The sequence below is a fragment of the Luteimicrobium sp. NPDC057192 genome (assembly GCF_042670205.1).
In the GTDB taxonomy this organism is placed as follows: domain Bacteria; phylum Actinomycetota; class Actinomycetes; order Actinomycetales; family Cellulomonadaceae; genus Luteimicrobium.
Genome location: NZ_JBHUWD010000028.1, coordinates 18,742 through 40,900 on the forward strand (window position 1 = coordinate 18,742; position 22,159 = coordinate 40,900).

General features: G+C 71.6%; 19 protein-coding genes. 9 read left to right on the forward strand and 10 right to left on the reverse strand.

The annotated features are described in order from the left end of the window. Positions 1-93 precede the first annotated feature (93 nt). Together ACFT5B_RS13465 and ACFT5B_RS13470 are read left to right on the forward strand one after the other, a co-directional pair. On the forward strand, positions 94-1,650 hold the full coding sequence (locus tag ACFT5B_RS13465) for an MFS transporter (protein WP_386799052.1): 1,557 nt from the start codon (positions 94-96) through the stop codon (positions 1,648-1,650). Positions 1,651-1,753: 103 nt separating this feature from the next. Continuing rightward, positions 1,754-2,584 (forward strand): hypothetical protein, encoded by an 831-nt coding sequence (locus ACFT5B_RS13470; RefSeq protein ID WP_386799053.1) that lies wholly within the window; start codon positions 1,754-1,756, stop codon positions 2,582-2,584. Here ACFT5B_RS13470 and ACFT5B_RS13475 read toward each other — a convergent pair. After that, positions 2,574-3,155: a TetR/AcrR family transcriptional regulator gene (locus ACFT5B_RS13475; RefSeq protein WP_386799055.1), complete on the reverse strand. Its 582-nt coding sequence runs from the start codon at positions 3,153-3,155 to the stop codon at positions 2,574-2,576. The genes ACFT5B_RS13470 and ACFT5B_RS13475 overlap by 11 nt on opposite strands. Positions 3,156-3,563: 408 nt before the next feature. Between ACFT5B_RS13475 and ACFT5B_RS13480 the strand changes: the two genes are divergently transcribed. Continuing rightward, positions 3,564-3,998, forward strand: coding sequence for a hypothetical protein (locus ACFT5B_RS13480; RefSeq protein ID WP_386799057.1), 435 nt, complete (start codon positions 3,564-3,566; stop codon positions 3,996-3,998). A 78-nt stretch (positions 3,999-4,076) separates the two neighbouring features. On the opposite strand, the gene ACFT5B_RS13485 is transcribed toward ACFT5B_RS13480, so the two are convergent. After that, positions 4,077-5,270 carry an aminotransferase class I/II-fold pyridoxal phosphate-dependent enzyme gene (locus ACFT5B_RS13485; protein WP_386799059.1) on the reverse strand — a complete coding sequence of 398 codons (1,194 nt, stop codon included), beginning with the start codon at positions 5,268-5,270 and terminating at the stop codon, positions 4,077-4,079. Between the two features lie 76 nt (positions 5,271-5,346). Next, positions 5,347-5,730 (reverse strand): hypothetical protein, encoded by a 384-nt coding sequence (locus ACFT5B_RS13490; protein WP_386799061.1) that lies wholly within the window; start codon positions 5,728-5,730, stop codon positions 5,347-5,349. 70 nt (positions 5,731-5,800) lie between these two features. Between ACFT5B_RS13490 and ACFT5B_RS13495 the strand changes: the two genes are divergently transcribed. After that, positions 5,801-6,385, forward strand: a complete 585-nt coding sequence (locus ACFT5B_RS13495; protein ID WP_386799063.1) for an isochorismatase family protein — start codon at positions 5,801-5,803, stop codon at positions 6,383-6,385. Between the two features lie 133 nt (positions 6,386-6,518). On the opposite strand, the gene rsmI is transcribed toward ACFT5B_RS13495, so the two are convergent. Further along, positions 6,519-7,427 carry a 16S rRNA (cytidine(1402)-2'-O)-methyltransferase gene (rsmI, locus tag ACFT5B_RS13500; RefSeq protein ID WP_386799065.1) on the reverse strand — a complete coding sequence of 303 codons (909 nt, stop codon included), beginning with the start codon at positions 7,425-7,427 and terminating at the stop codon, positions 6,519-6,521. A 25-nt stretch (positions 7,428-7,452) separates the two neighbouring features. On the opposite strand from rsmI, the gene ACFT5B_RS13505 reads away from it, so the two are divergent. Both ACFT5B_RS13505 and ACFT5B_RS13510 read left to right on the forward strand, forming a co-directional pair. Further along, positions 7,453-9,237 carry a dolichyl-phosphate-mannose--protein mannosyltransferase gene (locus ACFT5B_RS13505; RefSeq protein WP_386799067.1) on the forward strand — a complete coding sequence of 595 codons (1,785 nt, stop codon included), beginning with the start codon at positions 7,453-7,455 and terminating at the stop codon, positions 9,235-9,237. A gap of 21 nt (positions 9,238-9,258) precedes the next feature. Further along, on the forward strand, positions 9,259-10,218 hold the full coding sequence (locus ACFT5B_RS13510) for a nucleoside hydrolase (protein ID WP_386799069.1): 960 nt from the start codon (positions 9,259-9,261) through the stop codon (positions 10,216-10,218). Between the two features lie 146 nt (positions 10,219-10,364). Here the strand turns inward: ACFT5B_RS13510 and ACFT5B_RS13515 are convergent, their stop codons facing one another. From ACFT5B_RS13515 to ACFT5B_RS13540, 6 genes are all read right to left on the reverse strand, one after another. After that, positions 10,365-11,810: a family 20 glycosylhydrolase gene (locus ACFT5B_RS13515; protein WP_386799071.1), complete on the reverse strand. Its 1,446-nt coding sequence runs from the start codon at positions 11,808-11,810 to the stop codon at positions 10,365-10,367. An 89-nt stretch (positions 11,811-11,899) separates the two neighbouring features. After that, a complete protein-coding gene (locus ACFT5B_RS13520; protein WP_386799073.1) occupies positions 11,900-12,334 on the reverse strand; it encodes a DUF4190 domain-containing protein in 435 nt (144 codons plus the stop codon). Next, complete coding sequence (locus tag ACFT5B_RS13525) at positions 12,331-13,149, reverse strand: Nif3-like dinuclear metal center hexameric protein (protein WP_386799075.1); 819 nt, start codon at positions 13,147-13,149, stop codon at positions 12,331-12,333. The genes ACFT5B_RS13520 and ACFT5B_RS13525 overlap by 4 nt, the downstream gene beginning before the upstream one ends. 5 nt (positions 13,150-13,154) lie before the next feature. After that, positions 13,155-14,702 carry an alpha-N-arabinofuranosidase gene (locus tag ACFT5B_RS13530; protein ID WP_386799077.1) on the reverse strand — a complete coding sequence of 516 codons (1,548 nt, stop codon included), beginning with the start codon at positions 14,700-14,702 and terminating at the stop codon, positions 13,155-13,157. A 112-nt stretch (positions 14,703-14,814) separates the two neighbouring features. Further along, on the reverse strand, positions 14,815-15,813 hold the full coding sequence (locus tag ACFT5B_RS13535) for a LacI family DNA-binding transcriptional regulator (protein WP_386799079.1): 999 nt from the start codon (positions 15,811-15,813) through the stop codon (positions 14,815-14,817). A 139-nt stretch (positions 15,814-15,952) separates the two neighbouring features. After that, entirely contained in the window at positions 15,953-18,235 is a 2,283-nt protein-coding gene (locus ACFT5B_RS13540; protein ID WP_386799081.1) for a glycoside hydrolase N-terminal domain-containing protein, read from the reverse strand. Positions 18,236-18,418: 183 nt separating this feature from the next. Between ACFT5B_RS13540 and ACFT5B_RS13545 the strand changes: the two genes are divergently transcribed. The 3 genes from ACFT5B_RS13545 to ACFT5B_RS13555 all read left to right on the forward strand — a co-directional run bounded on the left by ACFT5B_RS13545 (position 18,419) and on the right by ACFT5B_RS13555 (position 22,138). After that, positions 18,419-20,095, forward strand: coding sequence for an extracellular solute-binding protein (locus ACFT5B_RS13545; RefSeq protein WP_386799083.1), 1,677 nt, complete (start codon positions 18,419-18,421; stop codon positions 20,093-20,095). Between the two features lie 67 nt (positions 20,096-20,162). Next, a complete protein-coding gene (locus ACFT5B_RS13550) occupies positions 20,163-21,203 on the forward strand; it encodes an ABC transporter permease (protein ID WP_386799085.1) in 1,041 nt (346 codons plus the stop codon). Further along, positions 21,200-22,138: a carbohydrate ABC transporter permease gene (locus tag ACFT5B_RS13555; protein ID WP_386799087.1), complete on the forward strand. Its 939-nt coding sequence runs from the start codon at positions 21,200-21,202 to the stop codon at positions 22,136-22,138. The genes ACFT5B_RS13550 and ACFT5B_RS13555 overlap by 4 nt, the downstream gene beginning before the upstream one ends. Positions 22,139-22,159 lie beyond the last annotated feature (21 nt).

Below are 22,159 nucleotides of genomic sequence, written 5' to 3' on the forward strand. Positions count from 1 at the left end.
GTTCGTGCGTGGATCGTCTGATCTTCGAGCAGCAACTATACTGACTCGTCAGTACAGTTTATCGCACAGCTGAGCGGACGAGGCGGAAGATCGATGACGAAGAGCGGGCAGGAGACCGGTACCGAGGCGGGCGCGATCATGTCCTCCCGGCGACGGTGGACCGCCGTCGCGGTGCTGAGCGCGAGCCTGCTCATGCTCACGATGGACATGACGATCCTCAGCATCGCGCTGCCCGAGATGGCTGCCGAACTGCACCCGACTGCCGACCAGCAGCTGTGGATCGTGGACATCTACTCGCTGGTGCTCGCCGGACTGCTCGTGTCCTTCGCGGCGATCGGTGACCGGTGGGGTCGCAAGCGGATGCTCCTGCTGGGCTACACCATCTTCGGTGCGGCCTCGTTGCTGGTGGTGTTCACCAGCACCGCCGAGGCGGTCATCGCGATCCGTGCACTGCTCGGCGTGGGGGGCGCCATGATCATGCCGACCACCCTGTCGCTGATCCGCGTCATCTTCACCGACCCCGCCGAACGCGCCAAGGCGCTGAGCGTCTGGGCAGCCGTGTCCGGGCTCGGCGCCGCCGTCGGACCGCTGGTCGGTGGCGTCCTGCTCGAGCACTTCTCCTGGCAGGCAGCGTTCTTGATCAACGTGCCTCTCATCGCGGTCGCCATCGCCGCCGGCCTGGCGATCCTGCCCGAGTCCCGGGTGCGTGTCGCCGGTCGATGGGACGCCCTGGCCGCTGCGCTCTCCCTGGTCGGGATGACCGCCCTGGTCTGGGCCATCAAGCAGTTCGGCAAGGAGTCGACCCTCGCCGTGCCCGAGGCCTGGGCCGCGCTCGCGCTCGCCGCGGTGACGCTCACCTGGTTCGTGTTCCGCAGCATCCGCAGCGAGCACCCGCTGCTGGAGCTGCGCCTCTTCCGCAACCGCACGTTCTCCGCCGGGATGGTCGCTGCCCTAGGGACGACGTTCTCGATCGTCGCCGCCCTGCTCTTGCTCGCGCAGTGGCTCCAGCTGGTGCGGGGCGTCTCCCCGATCCAGGCGGGCCTGCTGCTGACCCCCGAGGCGCTCGCCGCGGCCGTCGCCGCCATCGTGGCACCACCGTTGTCGAGGGTCTTCGGCGCCAGAGCGGTGCTCGCCGCCGGCCTGGCGCTCGCCGGGATCGGCATGCTCGTCCTCGGCCTCGGCCCCGGCGGTGACCTCAACGTGGCCCGGGTGCTGGCCGTGCTCGTGCTGGTCGGCGCCGGGACCGGCTCGCTGGCCATCGGCTCCGCCATGATCATGCTCGGCTCTCCCGAGGACAAGGCCGGCAACGCCGGCGCGCTCGAAGAGACGTCCTACGAGCTCGGTGCCGTGCTCGGCGTCGCCATCCTGGGCAGCATCTCCGCGCTGATCTACCGCGCCCAGTACGCGACCGACCCCACGCTCCAGGCCATCGACCCCACCCTGGCAGACCAGGCCAAGGAGTCTCTCGGGGCAGCGGTCGCCATCTCCGACCAGCTTCACCTGCCCGAGCTCGCGGCCGCAGCCAACGCTGCCTTCACCCACTCCATGCAGGTCGCGAGCCTCGCGGGCGGCGTGCTCATGCTCGCCGTGGCCGCGCTCGTCTTTCTCATGACTCCGCGAGGCACCAGCATCACCGGCGCCTCCCACTGAAACCACCCTGCCCCCGGCCTCGGCGTGCAGCCGGGAGAGGGGCCCACGCGCCCGGGCACCGTGGCGCCACGTTCCAGAGCGCCACAGCCAGCAAGGAGCACGCGTGCCGGTCTTCTCTTTCTCGTTCTTTGCGGCGAGCCGCCTGCACCGGCAGGTCCGGCGGGCGCTGAGCGACCTCCCCACCACACCACCCGGCCTGGGCCCGCACGACGACGCGCACGAAGCGGAGACAGTGGGCCCGCGGTTGTGGGTCTCCTCGCTCGCCGCCGAAGCACTCTGGCTGGGCAGCTACCAGAGCACCTACGGCTTCAGCGCCGCACGGTGGTCAGTCCTGTCCACACGTCTCAGCGAATACGGCAACCTCCCCCTCGTCCGGCCGCTCGACGTGGCGCCCTCCCAGCGCAGCGACGACGAAAGGCTGCACGACGAACGACCCGTCGTGCGCGCCGTGCTGCAGCTTTCCCGACGGCGGCGACCGGACGAGCTCACGATCGCCGAAGTCGCCGAGGCCAGCGGACGAAGCCACGCCGAGCTGCTCGCGGCCTTCGGCGACATCGACGGGCTCCTCATCGACGTCGCGCGACAGATCTACGCGGACGGCTTCACCAGCGAGACCTCTCCCCTCCAGCTCCACCTCGACCGGAACAACCTGACGATGTGGCTGCAGGGCCTCGAGGACGAACGCCGGGTCACCGCCGTCCACCGGCTCTACGCCATCGCCGGCGTTCCCCACACCGCCGACAGCCGCATCCGTGCGCGTGCGCGCCTGCTGCGCGCGATCGACCTCCGGCGGCCCGACCACCTTGCACTGGCGACCGCGGTCCTCGCCGTCGACGGGTGGCAAGGCGCCCGAGAGGTACCCGCCTTCTACCCCCGGACCCTGCCCCGCTCCGTCGTAACTGAGCTGCGTCGCTTGGCGCGCGTCACGCGCTGAGGTGAGCCGGGCTCGGGAACGGCTCACCTGCGGTGAGCTTCTCCAGCTCGGCACGCAGCGCGACGAGCTCCTCCCGTTCGGGCTTGAGCCCCCAGCCGGTCATCAGGCCGGCCCCGTCGACGGCGTTGACGATGACGGTACGTGCCCCCACCGGGAGCCCGTCCTCTGCCATCTCGGCCCTCCAGCGAGCTCCGTCCTCGGCCACGAGCTCTGCCACCCCCGGCACTACCGCGAGAGCCGACAGGAGGAACAGCCGCTCCCCGACCGCGTCGATGTTGTCGCCTTCCAGCGATGCGCGGATGAAGGAGCGCGCCAGACGCCCCGGCCGGTCGCCGCCCTCCAGACGGCTCTGAACGTCCCGGTGGAACTGGTCGGTCACATCGTGGGCAAGCGCCTGCCACAGGGCATTCTTCGAGCTGTAGTGGTAGATCACTGCTCCGCGGGTCAGGCCCGCCGCGACTGCCACGTCGTCAAGGGTCGCGCGGGCTCCCTGCTCCACGACGACGCCTTTCGCGGCGTCCAGGATCAACCGCTTGGTGTCCTCGGGCCCTCGGCCGGCTGTGCGTCCCATCGATGCCTCTCTCACGTGCGGTGGCGGTGTCGCTCGGTGCCCAGTGTGCCGGGCCGCTTGCGACGCATGCTCGTGAACGCCGCGTCGACGACCTCTCCCGTCAACAGGACGACCATGCCAGACCTCGCTCGTGCTCGGTGCTCACCAGAGAGCTCTCCGGCGCACCTGGCCGGTGCCAGCCGTCGCCGCGAGCCACATCCACCTCTCGTGACCGCCACCGTCGCCACGGCGTGGCCGCACCGAGCAGCGGCGGTGTGCCGCGGACCGGGCCGACGGCCATGATCGAGGCTTTTGGTCGTGAGGGGCAGCGATGCCGTGACCGTCGCGCACGACGGCTGAGAGAGGCGCATCCTGGAAGCGACCTGAGCGTCCCGACGACGGGACCTCGCCGACGGGGGAGGCACAGTCATGAGCCCGAGGATCGTCAGCTTCGTCGTCGCAGCGATCGCCTACGGCGTCCTGCTCATCATCGCCAACATCGTGCTGTCCGGGATGAAGATCGGGTGGCTGTGGGGCATCGTCGCGGTCGCGCTGTTCACGGTGCTGATCTCGATCGTCCGGCCGCTCCTCACGAAGTTCCTCACCAAGCACGTGCATGAGTACACGTGGGTGATCGGGCTGGCGACCGTCCTGGTCTCCCTGATACTCACCGTGATCCTGTCCCCCGAGTCCGGGTTCTCGATCCACGGGTTCTGGACCTGGGTGTGGGCGACGCTCATCGTGTGGGTCGGGACGCTCGTCTACGACCTCGTCGACGACCGACTGGTCGCGACGGCCCAGAAGCAGGTCGACGCCCGCAAGGCCAAGGGCTCGGGGACGACGTCGGGCGCCGCATCGGCCTGACGCGTCGAGCTGACGCGGATCGTCGCCCGGAGCGGCTCAGGACGACGATCCGCGTCGGTTCGCTGAGCCGACTGCGCGTCAGAGTCGCTCGAGCCCCCGCTTGAGACCCCGCACGGCCTGGGCGATCCGCTGCTCGTTCTCGATCATCGCGAACCGGACGAAACCGTCGCCGCCGGGCCCGAACCCGACGCCCGGGGACACGGCGACGTCGCACCGCTCGATGACGTGCGTCGCGAACTCGACCGACCCCATGTCCCGGTACGGCTCGGGGATCCGCGCCCACGCGAACATCGTGCCGCCGGGCTTGTGGATCTCCCAGCCGATCCGCTGCAGGCCGTCGTAGAGGGCGTCGCGCCGCGCCTCGTACACCGCCGACGCCTCGGCCGGGTAGTCGGTCGCCTCGTTGAGGGTGACGGTCGCGGCGATCTGGATCGGCTGGAACGTCCCGTAGTCGAGGTAGCTCTTGAGCTTCGCGAGCGCCCCGACGACGTCCTTGCGCCCCACGAGGAACGCGACCCGCCACCCGGCCATCGAGTACGACTTCGTCATCGAGTACAGCTCGACGGCGACCTCCTTGGCGCCCTCGCACTCCATGATCGACGGCGGGGTGAACCCGTCGAACGTCATGTCCGCGTAGGCGAGGTCGTGCACGAGCACCACGTCCCGCTCGCGCGCCCAGTCGACGAGCCGCTGCAGCTCCTCCTTGGTCGCGATCGTCGTCGTGGGGTTGTGCGGGAAGCTCAGGACGACGACGCGCGGCTTGGGCCATCCGTACTCCCACGCCTCCATCACGCGGTCGATGTAGCCGGCCGCGTCGGTGCCGTCGCCGATGTCGACCTGCCGCGCGTCGGCGCCCGCGAAGTACGGGCCCCAGATGTGGATGGGGTAGCTGGGCGTCGGGACGATCGCGGCGTCGCCGGGCTGCAGCAGCACCCACATGAGGTGGCTGAAGCCCTCCTTGGCGCCGATCGTCGAGATGATCTCGGTGTCGGGGTCGAGCTGGACGCCGAACCGGCGCTGGTAGAGCCCCGCGACGGCCTCGCGCAGCTTGGGGATACCGCGCGACGCGGAGTACCGGTGGTTGCGCGTGTTGTGAGCGGCCTCCGCGAGCTTCTCGACGGCGATCTCGGGGCTCGGCAGGTCGGGGTTGCCGAAGCCCAGGTCGACGACGTCACGTCCCGCACGGCGTGCCTCGATCTTCAGCGCGTCGATGATCGTGAAGACGTACGGCGGCAGGCCGGGGATGCGGCGGAACTCGATCTCGCGAGGCATGTGACGCAGGTTACTCGCGGCTCCCACCTGCAGCGGCGCACGCTCGCAGGACGAACCGTCGATCCGCCCGGGATCCTCACACGTCGGGTCGCAGGTTCCGCGCGACGTGCTGCAGCACGCGGGTGGCGGTCTCGAGGTCCCCGGGGTCGATGCCCTCGGTGACACGCTCGCGGGCCGCGGTGACGTCGTCGAGCAGGCGGTGGTACGCCGTCTGGCCCTCGGACGTGATGAGCCAGCCGTCCGGGGCGCCCTGCACCCAGCCCCGCGCGACGAGGTCCTGGACCTCGGTCTCGAAGCCGTGCAGGACGCCGTCGGGCGTGTCCGACTGCGCCGCGCCGCCCGCGAGGAGCGTGAGGACGTGCCAGTGCCGGCGCGCGAGCCCGGCCTGCGGGACGGCGTCCCCGAACCGTTCGTCGAGGAGGCGAGCGACGAGGCTCACCCAGTACCCGATCGTCTCCATCGACCCACCTCCGGTTCCCACGGTAGGCCGCGCTCCCCCGCCCGGCAGGCCGGGTGGCAGAGTGGACGTCATGAGCGAGGAGAACCGCCGGGCTTTGCTGGTCGTCGACGTGCAGCCGACCTTCTGCGAGGGCGGCGAGCTGGGCGTGGACGGCGGGAACGACGTCGCGCGGCGCATCGCCGACTACGTGGCCGCGCACCGCGACCGCTACGCGTTCGTCGCGACGACGCAGGACTGGCACGTCGACCCGGGCGACCACTTCTCGGACCATCCCGACTTCGTGGACACCTGGCCCCCGCACGGGATCGCCGGGTCGCCGAACGCCGAGCTCCACCCGGCGCTCGCCGACCTGGCGCCCGACGTCAGCGTCAAGAAGGGCCAGCACGCCGCCGCATACTCGGGCTTCGAGGGCACCGACCCGTCCGGCCGGTCGCTCGCGGACGCCCTGCGCGACGCGGGCGCGGACGCCGTGGACGTCGTCGGGATCGCGGAGTCGCACTGCGTGAAGGCGACCGCGCTCGACGCGCGCGCGCTCGGGCTCCCGACGCGGGTGCTGACCGACCTCACCGTGCCGGTCTCCCCCGAGCTCGGCGCCGCCGCCCGCGAGGAGCTGGCCGCGGACGGCGTGACGCTCGTGCCGTCGTCGGCGGCCTGACGCGCGCGCCTCCCTCACGAGTTGTCAGAAGCTCACGGCACCCTGCTGCCGCCAGGTTCTGACAGCTCGGGGAGCGCACCCGGTTGTCAGAAGCTCACGGGACCCTGCTGCCGTCAGGTTCTGACAACTCGCTTCAGGACGTGCGGGCCGCGAGCGCCGCGGCGTACAGGTCGCGCTTGCTGACGGCCGCGCCGCCGACCCCGGACGCCTCCGCGACCGCTGCCACCGCCTCCTTGAGCCGCTCCCCCGCGGCGACGCGCTCGAGCACCTCGTCGACGAGCTCGTCCACGCTCACGGCCTCGGCCCGCGACGCCCCCGCGACCACGACGGCGATCTCGCCCCGCAGCGGCTCGGCCTGCGCGCGCTCGGCGAGCTCGCCGAGGCCGCCGCGCAGCACCTCCTCGTAGGTCTTGGTGAGCTCGCGGCAGACGGCGGCCGGACGGTCCGCGCCGAACGCCTCGGCCATCGCGGCCAGGGTGTCGGCGATCCGGTGCGGCGCCTCGAAGAAGACCATGGTCCGGGGCTCGCGGGCGAGCGCCTCGAACGACCGCCCCCGCTCGCCCGGCTTGCGGGGCGGGAACCCCTCGAACGTGAAGCGGTCCGTCGCTATGCCGGACACCGCGAGCGCCGCGAGGACGGCGGACGGGCCGGGCGCCGTCGTGACGGGCAGGTCCCGCTCGACGGCGCGGGTGACGACGCGGTAGCCCGGGTCCGACACCGACGGCATCCCCGCGTCGGTCACGACGAGCACGGTCCCCCCGCCCTCGACGACGTCGAGCAGGTCGTCCGCGCGCGCGGTCTCGTTGTGCTCGTGGTAGCTGACGACGCGGCCGCCGACCTCGAGGCCGAGCCGGCCGGCGAGCGCGTGGAGGCGGCGCGTGTCCTCGGCCGCGACGACGTCGGCCTCGGCGAGGAGGCGGCGGAGGCGGGGCGACGCGTCGTCGGCGTTGCCGATGGGGGTGGCGGCGAGGACGAGGACGCCGCCGGGGCGGTCGGAAGGCCGGTCGGTGCGGCTCTCGGCTCGGGTCTCGGCGCTGCTCATGGCCCCCACTGTCGCACGCCGTACCATGACGGGCGTGTCCGCGACGAGCAGTGCCGCCGAGCAGCCCACCGAGCCCGAGCACGGGTCCGACGCGCCGGCCGACGGGAGCCCGGGCGGCCGCCACGTGGCAGCGGCCGCGACGGACACCGCGCCGCCCGAGCCTGCCGGTCCTGACGCAGCCCCGGGCGAAGGCGACGCAGCGGCGCCGGAGGGTGCGGCGTCGTCGGGCGCGCCCGAGCCGAGCCCCCGCGACCGCTACCTCCTCAAGCTGTTCGGCCCGCGGCGCCTCGCGCTCGGCTCGACGGCGCGCGACCGCCTGTGGGGCTGGCTGGGGCCGCTCCTCGTCACGGTCCTCGCGGCCGTCCTGCGCCTGTTCCACCTGGGCTACCCGAAGACCCTCGTCTTCGACGAGACGTACTACGTCAAGTACGCGTACTCGCTGCTCCAGGCGGGGTACGAGGCCAAGTGGCCCGACAACCCGAACCCGGCGTTCGAGTCGGGCGACGTCGACACGTTCCTGCACCAGGCGGACTACGTCGTCCACCCGCCGCTCGGCAAGTGGATGATCTCCCTGGGCCTGCGGTTCGGTGGCGCGGAGAACCCGTGGGCGTGGCGCATCAGCACGGCCGTCGTCGGGATCCTCGCGGTCTGGATCGTGGCACGGGTCGCGCGCCGGCTGTTCGGCTCGACGCTGATCGGCGTCCTCGCGGGCCTGTTCATGGCGGTGGACGGCGAGGCGATCGTCCACTCGCGCACGTCCCTGCTCGACAACTTCGTCATGTTCTGGGGCCTGGTCGCGTTCGCGTTCCTGATCCTCGACCGGGAGCAGGCCAGACGGCGGCTCGCGGACCGGTGCGCGGCGATCGTCGAGGCCGGCGGGGAGATCGGCAAGTACGGGCCACGGCTCGGCTGGCGCTGGTACCGCTTCCTGGCGGCCGTGTCGCTGGGCCTCATGTGCGGCACGAAGTGGTCGGGCATCTACTTCATCGCGGTCTTCGGGCTGCTCACCGTCGGCTGGGACATGACCGCGCGCCGGTCGGTCGGGATCAAGCGATGGTGGGAGGACGGGCTCCTGGTCGACGGGCTGCCCGCGGCCCTCGTCATGCTCCCCACGGCGCTGCTCGCCTACCTGGCGACGTGGTGGGGCTGGTTCCGCAACCCCATGTCGTACATGCGGCAGTGGGCGATCGACAACCCCGGCGAGGGAGTGACGTGGCTGCCGCCGGCCCTGCGCTCGTTCTGGCAGTACCACGTCCAGATGTGGCACTTCCACAACACGCTCGACACCCCGCACCCCTACCAGGCGAACCCCCTGGGCTGGATGCTGCAGTGGCGGCCGACGTCGTTCTACTACGAGTCGATCAAGCCCGGCCAGCAGGGCTGCGGGTCGTCGCCGTGCTCGCAGGCCGTCACGTCGCTCGGCAACCCGGTCCTGTGGTGGGCGGGCGCGCTGTGCCTCGCGGTCGCGCTCGTCTGGCTGTTCGTCGCCCGGGACTGGCGCGCGACGGCGGTGCTGGCGGGCGTCGTCGCGGGGTGGTTGCCGTGGTTCGCCTACATGCACCGGACGATCTTCACGTTCTACTCGATCGTGTTCACGCCCTGGGTCATGCTGGCCGTCGCGTACGTGATCGCGTTGCTGCTCGAGGAGACGCAGGGCGAGAGACGTGCCAGACGCCGGGTCGTCGTCGGGGTGAGCATCTTCGTGACGGTCGTGGTCGCGGTGAGCCTGTTCTTCTACCCGATCTGGACGGCGCAGACCGTCCCGTACGACTTCTGGCACATCCACATGTGGCTGCCGAGCTGGATCTGACGCGGCGCCTACCCTGACGACGTGCCCACGCGTCTCGTCCTCGACTGCGACACCGGTACCGACGACGCCGTGGCGATCATGGCCGCCGTCGGGCACCCGGACCTCGACCTGCTCGCCGTGACGACGGTCGACGGGAACGTCGCGCTGCCCTTCGTCACGGAGAACACCCTCCGGGCGCTCGACGTCGTCGGGGCGCTCGTGCCCGTGCACGCGGGTGCACCACGCCCGCTCCTGCGACCGGGCTTCCCGATCCCGCGGGACGAGCTCAACGGGCGCGACCCCGACTTCCAGCCCGCGTACCTCGACCTGCCCCCCGCCCGCAGCCGGGTCGCGTCGCACGAGGCCGTCCGGTTCCTCGTGGACTTCTACCGTGACCCCGCGCACGACGACGTCACGCTCGTCGCGACCGGTCCGCTCACCAACGTGGCCCTCGCGCTGTCGGTCGCGCCGGACCTGCGGGACCGCATCCCGCGGCTCGTCCTCATGGGCGGCGGCGTCGCGGGCGGGAACGTGACCGCCGCCGCGGAGTTCAACCTGTGGGTCGACCCGGAGGCGGCGCGGATCGTGCTCGAGGCGGGAGTCCGCGACGTCACGACCCTGCCGCTCGACGCGACGCAGAGCGTCCCGCTGACGCTCGCCGACTGCGACGCGCTCCACGCCCTCGGCACGCCCGGCGCCGTCGCCGCAGCACGGCTCGTGCGGCACCGCATCGAGCACGACCCCGACGCGGAGCGCGCGGCCCTGTTCGGCCCCTGCGCCCCGGTCCACGACGCGCTCTGCATGGCGGCGATCGCCGATCCGAGCGTCGTCACCGAGTCCGTGACGTGCCCGGTGACCGTCGAGACGAGCAGCGACCGCGCGCTCGGGGCCCTGCTCCTGGACCGCCGTTCCTGGACCGCCGACGCACCGAACGCGACCGTCGCGCTGCGAGCCGACCGCGACCGCTACCTGGCGTTCCTCACGAACGCATTCCGCGCCTGATCGCGGCACCCCACGCTCACGTCTTCCACGCGTTGTCAGAAGCTCACGGCAGCAGGGTGCCGTCAGGTTCTGACAAGCCGCCTCGCCACCCGGCGTGTCAGAAGCTCACGGCAGCAGGGTGCCGTGAGCTTCTGACAGGCCGGTGCTCAGGCCCAGTCGACGCCCGGGCTCGCGTGGAACGTGAGCCCACGCTCGCGCCAGCGCGCGGACTCGCGCGCCACCCGGCCCGCGAAGCCCTCCCACGAGCGGGAGGAGGCGGGCGTCCACGCCACCTCGGCGGACGCCGCCAGCCGCGGCAGCAGGCGCATGAACAGCGTGTCCTCGTCGGGGATCCGCTCGCTCCAGATCGCCGCTTCGACGCCGATCACGGCGTCGCCGTCGATCCCCTCGACGGCCGCGTCGGGCTCCCAGTCGTAGGTGTCGCGCAGCTCGACGGGCGGCATCGAGGCACCCCAGTCCTGGCCGGTCGCGTCGTCGGCGTCGTACTTCATGTCGAGGTAGACGCGGTCCGCCGGGGACAGCAGCAGCTTCGCGCCGCCCGCGACCGCGCGCCGCAGGGGTGCCGTGTCCTTGCGGACCTCCCAGTACTGCACGACGGTGCCCGCGGGCAGCTCGGCCTCGGCGATCTCCTGCCAGCCCACGACCTTCTTCCCGGCCGCGGTGACGACCTCGTGCGCGAGCAGGACGAACCGGCCGTACTCGTCGGCGCCCATCGTGAAGACCTCGTCGCCGCCGATGTGGACGTACTCGCCGAGCGTCGCGGCGGCGATGTCGCCGAAGACGTCGCGCAGGAACGGCTCCGTCTCCGGCAGGTCGAGCGAGAGCTTGCTGAACCCGACCTCCTCGCCGCCGAACCGGGCGGTCGGCTCGCCGCCCGGGACCAGCTCGCCGTAGGCGTGCGTGGCGGCGTTCGTGTGCCCCGGCATGTCGAACTCGGGCACGACCTGCACGTAGCGCTCGGCCGCGTACTGCTGCAGGCGGCGGAACTCGTCCAACGTGTAGAACCCGCCGACCCCGTCGCCGATCTCGCCCTTGCCCGAGATCTCCGTGAGCAGCGGCCGCGAGGGCAGCTCGAGCCGCCAGCCCTGGTCGTCGGTGAGGTGCAGGTGCAGCACCGACAACTTGTACCGCGCCATCTCGTCGATCACGCGCTCGACGACGTCCGGCTCGAAGAAGTGCCGCGCGACGTCGAGCGAGAGGCCGCGCCACGCGTACCGGGGCGCGTCCTGCACGACGACGGCCGGCAGGACCGCGCGGCCCTCGTCGTCGGCGGTGACGAGCTGGGCGAGGGTGGTCAGGCCCCGGAACAGGCCTTCCGTCGTGGCCGCCGTCAGCGCGGCCCCGGCCGCCGTGACCTCGAGCGTGTAGCGCTCGGGCGAGCGGGCGCCGTCGGGCCCGGCGGCGCCGTCGAGCGCGAGGACCAGCGTGGCGCCCTCGGAGCTCTCCGCGGGAGCGAGGCCGAGGAGGTCGCGCCCCACGGCCGCGAGGCGCTGCTCCTCGTCGGACGGCCCGGCGACGACGCTCAGGCCGGCGAGCGGCAGGCTCCCGTCGGTGGTCCGGACGTGAGCGGGCAGCGGGACGAGCGAGGACATGCGAATCCTTTCGACACGGCGTGGAGCCCCGATGCTCTCACGCCGGTGTCACACGGGTGTGACGACGGGGAGGCGCCGTCACGACGCGCTCAGGTCGTGATGCCCGGGACCTCGACGGGGACGCTCGCGCCCCCGCTCAGGCCGTGCGCCGTGAGGAGCGCCGCGCTCACGATGACGGCGACGAGGACCGTCGCGACGGAGATCACGAGCCCCGCGATCGCGAACCCTCGGCCGCGCTGGCCCGTGCGCTTGATCTGCCGCAGCGCGACGAGCCCGAAGACCACCGCGAGGATCGTCCCCACCCCGTACAGCCATACGAGGGACAGGACGAACGACGCGATCGCGAGCCCGTTGAACGGCGCCGCGACCGGGTACGGGTAGGGCGCGTACGGCCCGTAGCCGGAGGGCTGCTGCGGCGCCCAACCGTACGGCCCGGGCGGAGGGTGGGCGCCGGGCGGCGGGTACTGCCCCGGCTGCGGGGAGGTCCCCGGCGGCGACGGCGGCGCCTGGTACTGCTCGCTCATGCGGGGAGTATGGCACCGCTGAGGGTCCGGTAGGGGTCGGTCGCGGGGAGGAACTGCACAGGGATCTCCGGGAGCAGCGGGCGCAGCCACCGCGCGACCTCGGCCATGCCCTCCTGCTCCGACGGCACGTGCCCGACGACGACGAGTCCCTTGCGGATCCCGGCCGCCTCGAGGTCGGCCGCGTAGGCGCCCGTCTCCCACTCGTGCCCCTCCCCGATGACGGCGACGTCGACGTCGTCGCGCTGGAGGAGGTGCCGGTTGCGGTCGAACCCGCGGAAGCCGAGGTCGAACCCCACCCCCGACACCGGCAGCGCCGGATCGCCGACGAACCGCAGCGCCCGCGCCCCCAGCGCGGACGCGACGTGCGCGGCGAGCTCGCCCAGCGTCGTCGGCTCGAGCGCGTACACACCCGCCGCGTCCGGGACCTCGCGCCCGGTCCAGCCGAGCGCCCGGGCCGTCCCCTCGTCCACGCCGTCGGGGTGGCGGTCATGCCACGCGTCGTGCAGGTGCCAGACGCGCAGCCCGTGCTCGGCGACGAACGCCGCCTTGGCCCGGTGGACGGGGTCGTCCTCGGCCGCGAGCCGCGGCTCGGCCTCGTTCCGGTGGTCGTAGTAGAGCGGCTCGTGCGTGACGACCAGGTCGAGCCCCTCGGCGACGGCGCGGCGCAGCACGTCGAACGTCGCCATCATCGTGACCGCGACGCCCGCGACCGGGGCGTGCGGGTCGCCCGCGAGGAACGTGTCGACGGTGTCCGGGCGCGGGGCCGCGCCGACGTTCTCCGTGATCCGGACGACGACGTCCTGGGCAGTCAGCATCTGCGTCACCCTACGCGGGGCGCCCCGGCCGGTCGCAGCGCGAGCCTGACGGTGACGTACGAGTGCGCCGGAAGGTCGACCTCGAGCCCGCGCGCGTGGGCGCGCACCCCCTCGTGCCGCGTCGGGACGACGGCGTCCGGCACCTCCGGAGTGTTGTGCGCCCGGACGTCCGCCGCCGTCAGGACCCGGGCCTCGTGCCCGACGACGCCGCGCCCGCGCAGGTCGAGCACGATCGTGCGTGCGGCGTCCGCGTCCAGGTTCGACAGCGACACGAGCGCGGTGTCCTCCTTGACCGACGCCGAGGCGGAGACGAGCGCCAGCTCGCGCCCGGCGGCCTCGATGCCGGGCACGTCCCGCAGGTGCACCGCCAGGGCGTTCGCGTCCTGGTGCCCGGCGTTCATCTCGAACACGTGGTACGTCGGCGTGAGCACCAGGGCCCCGCTCTCGGGGTCGGTGAGGATCATCGCCTGCAGGACGTTGACGGTCTGGGCGATGTTCGCCATCACGACGCGCTCCGCGTGGCGGTGGAAGGCGTCGAAGTGGAGGGACGCCACGAGGGCGTCACGCAACGTGTTCTGCTGGTACAGGAACCCGGGGTTGGTGCCGGGCTCGACGTTCCACCACGTACCCCACTCGTCGACGACGAGCCCGACCTTGCGGTGCGGGTCGTAGCGGTCCATCACGGTCGAGTGCCGGGTCAGGAGCTCGTTCATGAAGTCGGCCCGGGCCATCGTGGTGTACCACTCGTCCACCGTGAAGTCGGTGGCGGCCCCCTTGTCCGACCACGGTCCGCTCATCGTGTAGTAGTGGATCGAGAGCGCCTGGAACGGTCCCGCGGGGGCCGCGGGGTCCCGGGCCAGGTCGTCGAAGGACCGCATGAGCGTCTCGGTCCAGTGGTAGTCGTCGTCGCTCGCCCCGGCCGCGACCCGGTAGAGCGCGTTGCCGCCCTGGTTGCGCGCGTAGGTGGCGTACTGGCGCGCGAGGGACGCGAACTGCTCGGCCCGCAGGTTGCCGCCGCAGCCCCACGCCTCGTTCCCGATCCCCCAGAACGGGACCCGCCAGGGCTCGTCACGGCCGTTGGACTGCCGCAGCGCCGCCATCGGGGAGTCGTCGGCGCGCGTGAGGTACTCGACCCACTCGGACATCTCCTGCACCGTGCCCGAGCCCACGTTCGCCGACACGTACGGGTCGGCTCCCAGCAGCTCGCACAGGTCCATGAACTCGTGCGTCCCGAACGCGTTGTCCTCGACGACGTCGCCCCAGTGCGAGTTGACCATCCGCGGACGCTCGGCGCGCGGGCCGATCCCGTCCCGCCAGTGGTAGTCGTCGGCGAAGCACCCGCCGGGCCAGCGCAGGTTCGGGACGGCGATCGCGCGCAGCGCCTCGACGACGTCGGTCCGGATCCCACGGACGTTCGGGACCGGCGAGTCCTCGCCCACCCAGAACCCGCCGTAGATGCACCGGCCGAGGTGCTCGGCGAAGTGGCCGTACACGTGACGGGAGATCACCGGGCCCGGCAGGTCGAGGTCGATGACGGCGGTCGTCGTGCTCATGCTGTACCTCTCGGTCGTGAGTGCGTGATGGTGTCCAGGGCAGCGGACGGCCGTCGGCAGCCGTGCACGCCGGGCGCGGCTGCGTGCGGAGGGGCGTTCGCGTCGCCTGGGGCTAGCCGCGGGTCGAGCCGCGCACCACGAGGTGCACCGGCGCCACGATGTGCTCGGCCGGGGCGTCGGCGTCGGCCATCCGGCGGTGCAGGAGCCGCACGGCATGCTCCGCGACGCCCCGGTGGTTGGGGTCGACCGTCGTGATCCCCGGCGGGACGAAGCTTGAGACGTCGAGGTTGTCGAAGCCCGCGAGCTGGACCTCGTTGGGCACCCGGAACCCCCGGTCCGCCAGCGCCGCCACCGCGCCGAGCGCGATGACGTCGGTGGCGGCGAAGACGGCGTCGAACGGGAGGCCCGACTCGATCACGGCGAGCAGCGCTGTACGGGCCGAGTGCGAGGAGTACGGGCCGATGGGGACCACGTACCGCTGGTCGACGGGCAGTCCGGCCTGCCGGTGCGCGAGCTCCCAGCCGAGGCGCCGGTCCGACTCCATGGTGTGCTCGCTGCCGAGCGTGCACCCCAGGGCGAGGATGCGCCGCGCTCCGCGCTCGATCATGTGCGCCGTCGCCATCCGGGCGCCGTCCTCGTTCGCCAGCCGCACGTGGTCGACGTGGTCGGGGACGTCGCGCTCGCCGAGGAGGACGATCGGCTTCGACGTGCTGATGCGGTCGAGCGCCTCCCGGTCGAGCCCCGCCACCGACAGCAGGACGCCGTCGTACATCTGGACCCGCGCGACGCTGACCGACTCCATCTCGCTGATCGGGTTGGCACTGGTCCGCTCGAGGACCAGGTGGCGGCCTTCGGCCTCGATCAGGGGGGCGATCTCGTCCGCGACCTCGCCGAAGTAGTCGTGGAAGCTCGGGACGATGAGGGCGACCGTGTCCGTCCGCCCGGCGCGCAGGTGGCGGGCCGTCAGGTTGAGCTCGTACCCGAGCGACTCCATCGCCGCCAGGACGCGCGCACGCGTCGGGGGTCCCACGTGCTTGCGCTCGGTGAGGACGTTCGAGACCGTCATGACCGAGACGCCCGCCTCGCGTGCCACATCGGACATCGTCACCATCGGCAGCCTCCTGCGGACATTGTGCCAGTCGGTACCGGCGTGGGGCCCGAGCGGGGAGCACGGGCCGAGAGTGCGCTCACTATATCGATAAACTCAGGAGCCGACGCCAGCCTTCCGCCCCGTCGGGCTACCCGCGGCGTCAGCCCGGCAGGACCGTGACGGCCTCCCCCCGGCGGACCTCCACCTCGTGCCGGCTCCGCCCACCCGCGGGGGCCGGCACGTCGACGACGATCCCGCCGTCGGCGGCACCGTGGAGCACGACGTGCGTCAGGACGCCGTCGGCCCATGCCAGATCGACCGCATGGCCACCGGGGACCCGCAGCCCGCGCGCCCGCCCCGACGGCCAGGAGGCCGGCAGGGCAGGCAGGAGCGCGATCGCCCCGTCGTGGGACTGCACGAGGAGCTCCGCCACGCCCGCCACGGCTCCGAGGTTGCCGTCGATCTGGAACACAGCACCGTCCGGCCAGCCGTCGAGGGGGTGCAGGTCGAGCAGCGACGACGACGACAGCGGGCCGACCAGGGTGGCGAGGGCGCGTTCGGCGAGCTCCCGGTCGCGCAGGCGCGCCGCGAGGCACAGCACCCAGGCCTGGCTCCAGCCCGTGTAGCCGCTCCCTGCGGCCAGGCGGAGGGCCAGGGCGGCGCGCGCTGCGTCGCCCTCCTCGCCGGCGCGAGCCACCCGGCTGCCGGGGAACAGGCCGTAGAGGTGCGACAGGTGGCGGTGCCCGGGCTCCTCGGGCTCGAGCGCGTCCGCCCACTCGGCCAGCACGCCGTCGACGATCGCGGGACGCCGCAGCTCCGCGAGGGCCGCGGCCGCCTCTGCGACGAGACGCGCGTCCGCGGGGTCCCTCCCGTGCTCGCCGACCAGCTCGACGGTACGGGTCAGGACCTCGTGGACCAGCTCCTGGTCCAGGGCGCTCCCCCAGGTCACGGCGAACGACGCGCCGTCGGCCACGAACGCGTGCTCGGGCGAGCTGGACGGGCTGACGACGAGGCCGCCGTCGGCGTGCCGGACGAGCATGTCGAGCGCGAACCCGGCGCACGACCTGAGCACCGGGAGCACCCGCTGCTCGAGGAACGACGTCGCCTCCGGCCCCGCGGGCAGGTAGGCGTGGTGCTGGACGATGTGGTCGGCGAGCCACCACAGCGCCGAGGGCCAGCTCACCCACTGCGGCAGGCCGGGAACCGGGTCGGTCGACCGCCACAGGTCGGTGTTGTGGTGCAGGCACGCGCCGCGGGCCCCGTACAGGCGGCGGGCCGTGCCGGCCCCGGCGACGAGCAGCTCGTCGACGAGCGCGAGCAGCGGCTCGTGGAGGTCGCCCAGGCCGGTGCGTTCGGCACCCCAGTAGCTCATCGGCAGGTTGATGTTCGTGGTGAGGTTGCAGCTCCACGCGGGCCGCACGTCGGCGTTCCAGATGCCCTGCAGGTTCACGGGCTGCGAGCCAGGACGCGAGCGGGCGACGAGGAGGTACCGGCCCAGGTCGAAGTACAGCTCCGCCCGGGCCGCCTCGGGGTGGCGCTCGGCGGACGCGGAGAGGTCGAGCTCGCAGCGGGCGAAGAACGCGCCGTGGTCGGTCACGTGCCGGTCGCGGAGCGTCGCGGCCTCGAGCCGCAGTGCGGCCTCGACCCGAGCGCGGGCCACCGCCACGAGCGCGCCGACCTCCGCGGAAGGCCGCGTGTCCCACCCGCGGAACCCGCTCTCCGCTGCGACGACCAGGCGTGCCCCGTCAGGTGCCGGGATCCAGGCCGCGACGACGGCGAACCCCATCCCGGCGTCGATGAGCCCGTCCCGGTCTGGCCCGTCCTCGGCGTAGACCACGGGGCGGTCCCCGGCCACGTAGTGCGGGAGGACGGACGCCGGGGCGCGGCCGGACATCGTGAGCCAGGTGACGCCGTCGACCGTGGACGCACGTCTCTCGACCGGGTGGGGCGAGGCCAGCACGGGCGTCGCGCCCGCGGCGCCCGTCGCCTCGAGGACGAGCACACCGTCCGGCGCGGAGACGAAGCCGTCGAGCCGGACGCCCGACCCGTAGGTCGTCGTCGCGATCCCGCGGGCGAGGTCGAGCCGGCGCACGTAGCCACCCGAGACGGCGTCGTCGGACCCGGACGTGTCGTAGCACCACGCGATCCAGCCGAGCGGTTGGTAGGCCTGCACCCACGAGCGGGACTGCATCGACCGGGCCAGCGCGTCGGCGGTGCGGTGGTCGCCGACGGCGACGGCTTCCCGGAGCCGCCCGACCGTCTCGGGCGACGCCGGTCCGTCGTCCGAGCTCGAGGGGCCGCCGGACCACAGCGTGTCGAGGTTGAGGTCGATGCGCTCGGTGTACGGCGCGCCGTGCAGGGACGCGCCGAGCGCGCCGTTGCCGAGCAGGTAGCAGTCGGCGAACCGGTCCGCGGGGCGGTCGAGCTCGAGGACGTGACGCACGGGACCTCCTGTCGTCGGGCGGCGACGCCGACGCCCGGTGTGCGCTGTCAGGGTTGACGGCGTCACGCATTGACCCTAGTTTATCGTCAAACCGGGTCCGGCGGTGGGTGTGTGAACGCTCACACGGAACCCAGCGGCAAGGTCTCGGCCGACGGCGGCGGGGACGGTTCTCAAGGGAGAGACATGAAGCGTGACCTGACCACACGCCCGGCGCGCGGCGCCGCGCGGGGCCTGACGGCGTTCCTCACGGTCGCCGCTCTGATCGGCCTGACGGCCTGCAGCTCCGGCGGTTCGAACGACGACGACGGCGCGGACCTCCAGGACTCCTCGGCGATGTCGAGCTTCGCCGCGGACACCACGTTCAAGGCGAGCGAGCCGGTGAAGTTCTCGATGCTCTGGACGGACTGGCCCGACAACCCCATCAAGGACTCGTGGCAGGTCTTCGACGAGATCAAGAAGCGCACCAACGTGTCGCTCGACCTCACGCACGTCCCGTTCAGCGACGCGAAGGAGAAGACCAGCCTGCTGGTGAGCTCCGGCGACGCACCCGAGATCATCCCGCTCACCTACACCGGCGACGAGGTGCAGTACGCCGCGACCCAGTCGGTGCTGCCGATGAGCGACTACGTGAAGTACATGCCCAACTTCCAGAAGTACGTGAAGGAGTGGGACCTGGGCAAGATGATCGACAACCTGCGCCAGGCCGACGGCAAGTACTACATGGTGCCGGGCCTCCAGGAGGTCTCGGTCCCGACCTTCACCCTGGTCATCCGAAAGGACGTGTTCGACGAGGTCGGTGCGCCCAACCCGCAGACGTGGGACGAGCTGCGCGACGCCCTGGTGAAGATCAAGGCCAAGTACCCCGACAGCAAGCCCCTCGCTGACGGCTTCGAGGGCCAGTCGATGCTCAACTACGCCGCCCACGCGTTCGGCACGGTCGCCGGCTGGGGCTACGGCAACGGCACGTTCTTCGACAAGGCCAGCAACAAGTTCATCTACGCGGGTGCCAGCGACGGCTACAAGCAGATGCTCGAGTACTTCCACGGCCTCGCCGCCGACGGCCTCCTCGACACCGAGTCGTTCACGCAGGCCAACGACGGCGCCGGCACCGTGACCGAGAAGTTCGCCGCCAACAAGGTCTTCGCGGCCTCCGGCTCGAACGGGACGGTGAACGACTTCTCGACCGCGCTCGACGCGACGTCCGCGAAGGGCAAGTACAAGGTCGTCGAGATCGCTCCCCCGGGCGGGCCGGCCGGCAACGTCGTCGAGCCGCGCAACTTCTGGAACGGCTTCATGCTGACCGCGAAGGCCAAGAACGACCCGCACCTGAAGTCGATGCTCCAGTTCCTCGACTGGCTCTACTACAGCCCCGAGTCCCGCGACCTGCTGCGGTGGGGGGTCGAGGGCCAGACGTACACGAAGTCCGGCGACACGTACAAGCTGAACCCCGAGTACAAGCTCAAGTCGTTCAACATCAACATGGACACGGGGAAGACCGACATCGCGACCGACCTCGGCTACTCGAACAACGTGCTCTCCGACTCCACCGAGTCCCGGGCGCTCAAGGAGTCCTACAACGCGCCGGCGTACGTCGACTACATCGACTCGGTGCTCAGCACCCGGAAGCCCCGCGACCCGTTCCCCCCGGCGCCGCTCAACGCGAGCGAGCTCGAGCAGGCCTCGCTCATGGCCACGCCCCTGAAGGACACGGTCGACACCAACACCCTCAAGTTCATCCTCGGGCAGCGCCCGCTCAGCGAGTGGGACGACTACGTCGACGAGCTCAAGGCGCAGAACATGGACGGCTACGTCGACCTGATCAACAAGGCCGCCGAGCGCTACGCCAAGGACCACGGCTGACGGGATCACGCCGGTGACCGGTGGGGCGCCGTGACGGCGCCCCACCGGACCGGTCGGAGGGATGACCATGGACTTCACAGACCGCGGCGGCGAGGGCGTCCTCGTCGCCGAGGACGGCGCACCCGCCGTCCGCACGACACCGCCCCCACCCCCGCGTCGGGCTCCCCGGAGCCGCCGTGCTCGCTCCCACGGCTCGCCGCCGGCCAAGGTGCCGTGGCGCCTGGCCCTGCGCCGCGACGGCGTGCTGTACCTCATGGCGATCCTGCCGATCGCCTTCCTGCTGGTCTTCCGGTACCTGCCCATGCTGGGCAACGTCATCGCGTTCCGGCAGTTCCGCCCCGGCGGCAGCATCTTCGGCGAGCAGTGGGTCGGGCTCCGCTACGTCGACATGTTCATCCACGACCCGACGTTCTGGCACGTGTTCTGGAACACGGTGATCCTCGGCGGCCTGACGCTCGTCTTCTGCTTCCCGCTGCCGATCGTCCTGGCGCTGCTGCTCAACGAGGTCCGGCTGAAGGTCTTCAAGCGCACGGTGCAGTCGATCTCGTACCTGCCGCACTTCCTGTCGGTCGTCATCGTCGTGGGCATGCTCATGCAGATCTTCTCGCTCACGGGCACGGTGAACCAGATCGTCCACGCCCTGGGCGGCGACACGATCCCGTTCCTCGAGCGACCCGAGTGGTTCCGCCCGATCTACGTGGGCTCGGAGATGTGGCAGACCGTCGGCTGGGGAACGATCCTCTACCTGGCCGCGCTCACGACCGTCGACACCTCGCTCTACGAGGCAGCCCGGATCGACGGCGCGAACCGGTGGCGCCAGACGTGGCACGTCACGCTGCCGGGGATCCGGCCCACGATGATCACGCTGCTCATCCTCAACATCGGGATGTTCCTCAACGTCGGCTTCGAGAAGGTCCTCCTCCTCTACACGCCGCTGACCTACTCGACGGCCGACGTCATCTCGACGTACCTGTACCGGGTCGGCCTCGTGTCCAACAACCTGAGCTACGCGGCGGCGATCGGTCTGTTCCAGGCGGTCATCGGCCTCGTCATGATCCTGTCCGCGAACTTCATCTCGCGGCGAGCGGTGGGAGCAAGCCTGTGGTGATCTCGAGCACGACGCCGACGACGGCGCCCTCCCGACGCGCTCCCGCCGCCTCGGTGGGTCCCCGGGACTCCGCCGGGTACCGCGCGTTCACCTGGTTCAACGTGATCGCGCTGGTGCTCGTGTGCGCGATCATGCTCTACCCGTTCGTGACGCTCCTCGCGCAGTCGTTCTCGAGCGCCGGAGCCATCAAGGCGGGGCAGGTCAACGCCTGGCCCGTGGGCTTCAACCTGGAGACGTACCGGGCGGTCCTGCACAACGGCGACTTCTGGCGGAGCTACGGCAACACCGTGCTCTACACGGTCGTCGGGACGGCCATCGCCATGGCGCTCACGACGACGTACGCCTACGTGATCTCCAAGCGGCACCTGCGCGGGCGCAACGTCCTCATCGGGATCGCCGTCTTCACGATGTTCTTCAGCGGCGGCATCATCCCGAACTACGTCCTGATCTCGTCCCTCGGGATGAAGAACACCCTGTGGTCGGTCGTGCTCCCGCCCGCGCTCTCCGTGTTCAACCTGCTGGTGATGAAGTCGTTCTTCGAGAACATGCCGACCGAGCTGGAGGAGGCGGCGCAGCTCGACGGGCTGGGCTGGTTCGGCATCTTCACGCGCATCGTGCTGCCGCTGTCGAAGGCGGTGCTCGCGACGATGATCCTGTTCTACGCGGTGGCCTACTGGAACGACTGGTTCTCGGCGTTCCTGTACCTGGACAAGAACGACCTGTTCCCGCTCTCGCTGTTCCTGCGCAACCTCATCGCAGGCGCCTCGACGACGGCGGCCTCGAGCGCGGCGGCCATCGGGAGCTCCAAGGCGACCATCTCGGCCAACATCCAGGCGGTGTCGATGATCCTCGCGATCATCCCGATCGTGTGCGTGTACCCGTTCGTCCAGCGCCACTTCGTGTCCGGCGTCATGCTCGGCTCGGTCAAGGGCTGATCGGCCCCCGTGGGGTGAGAT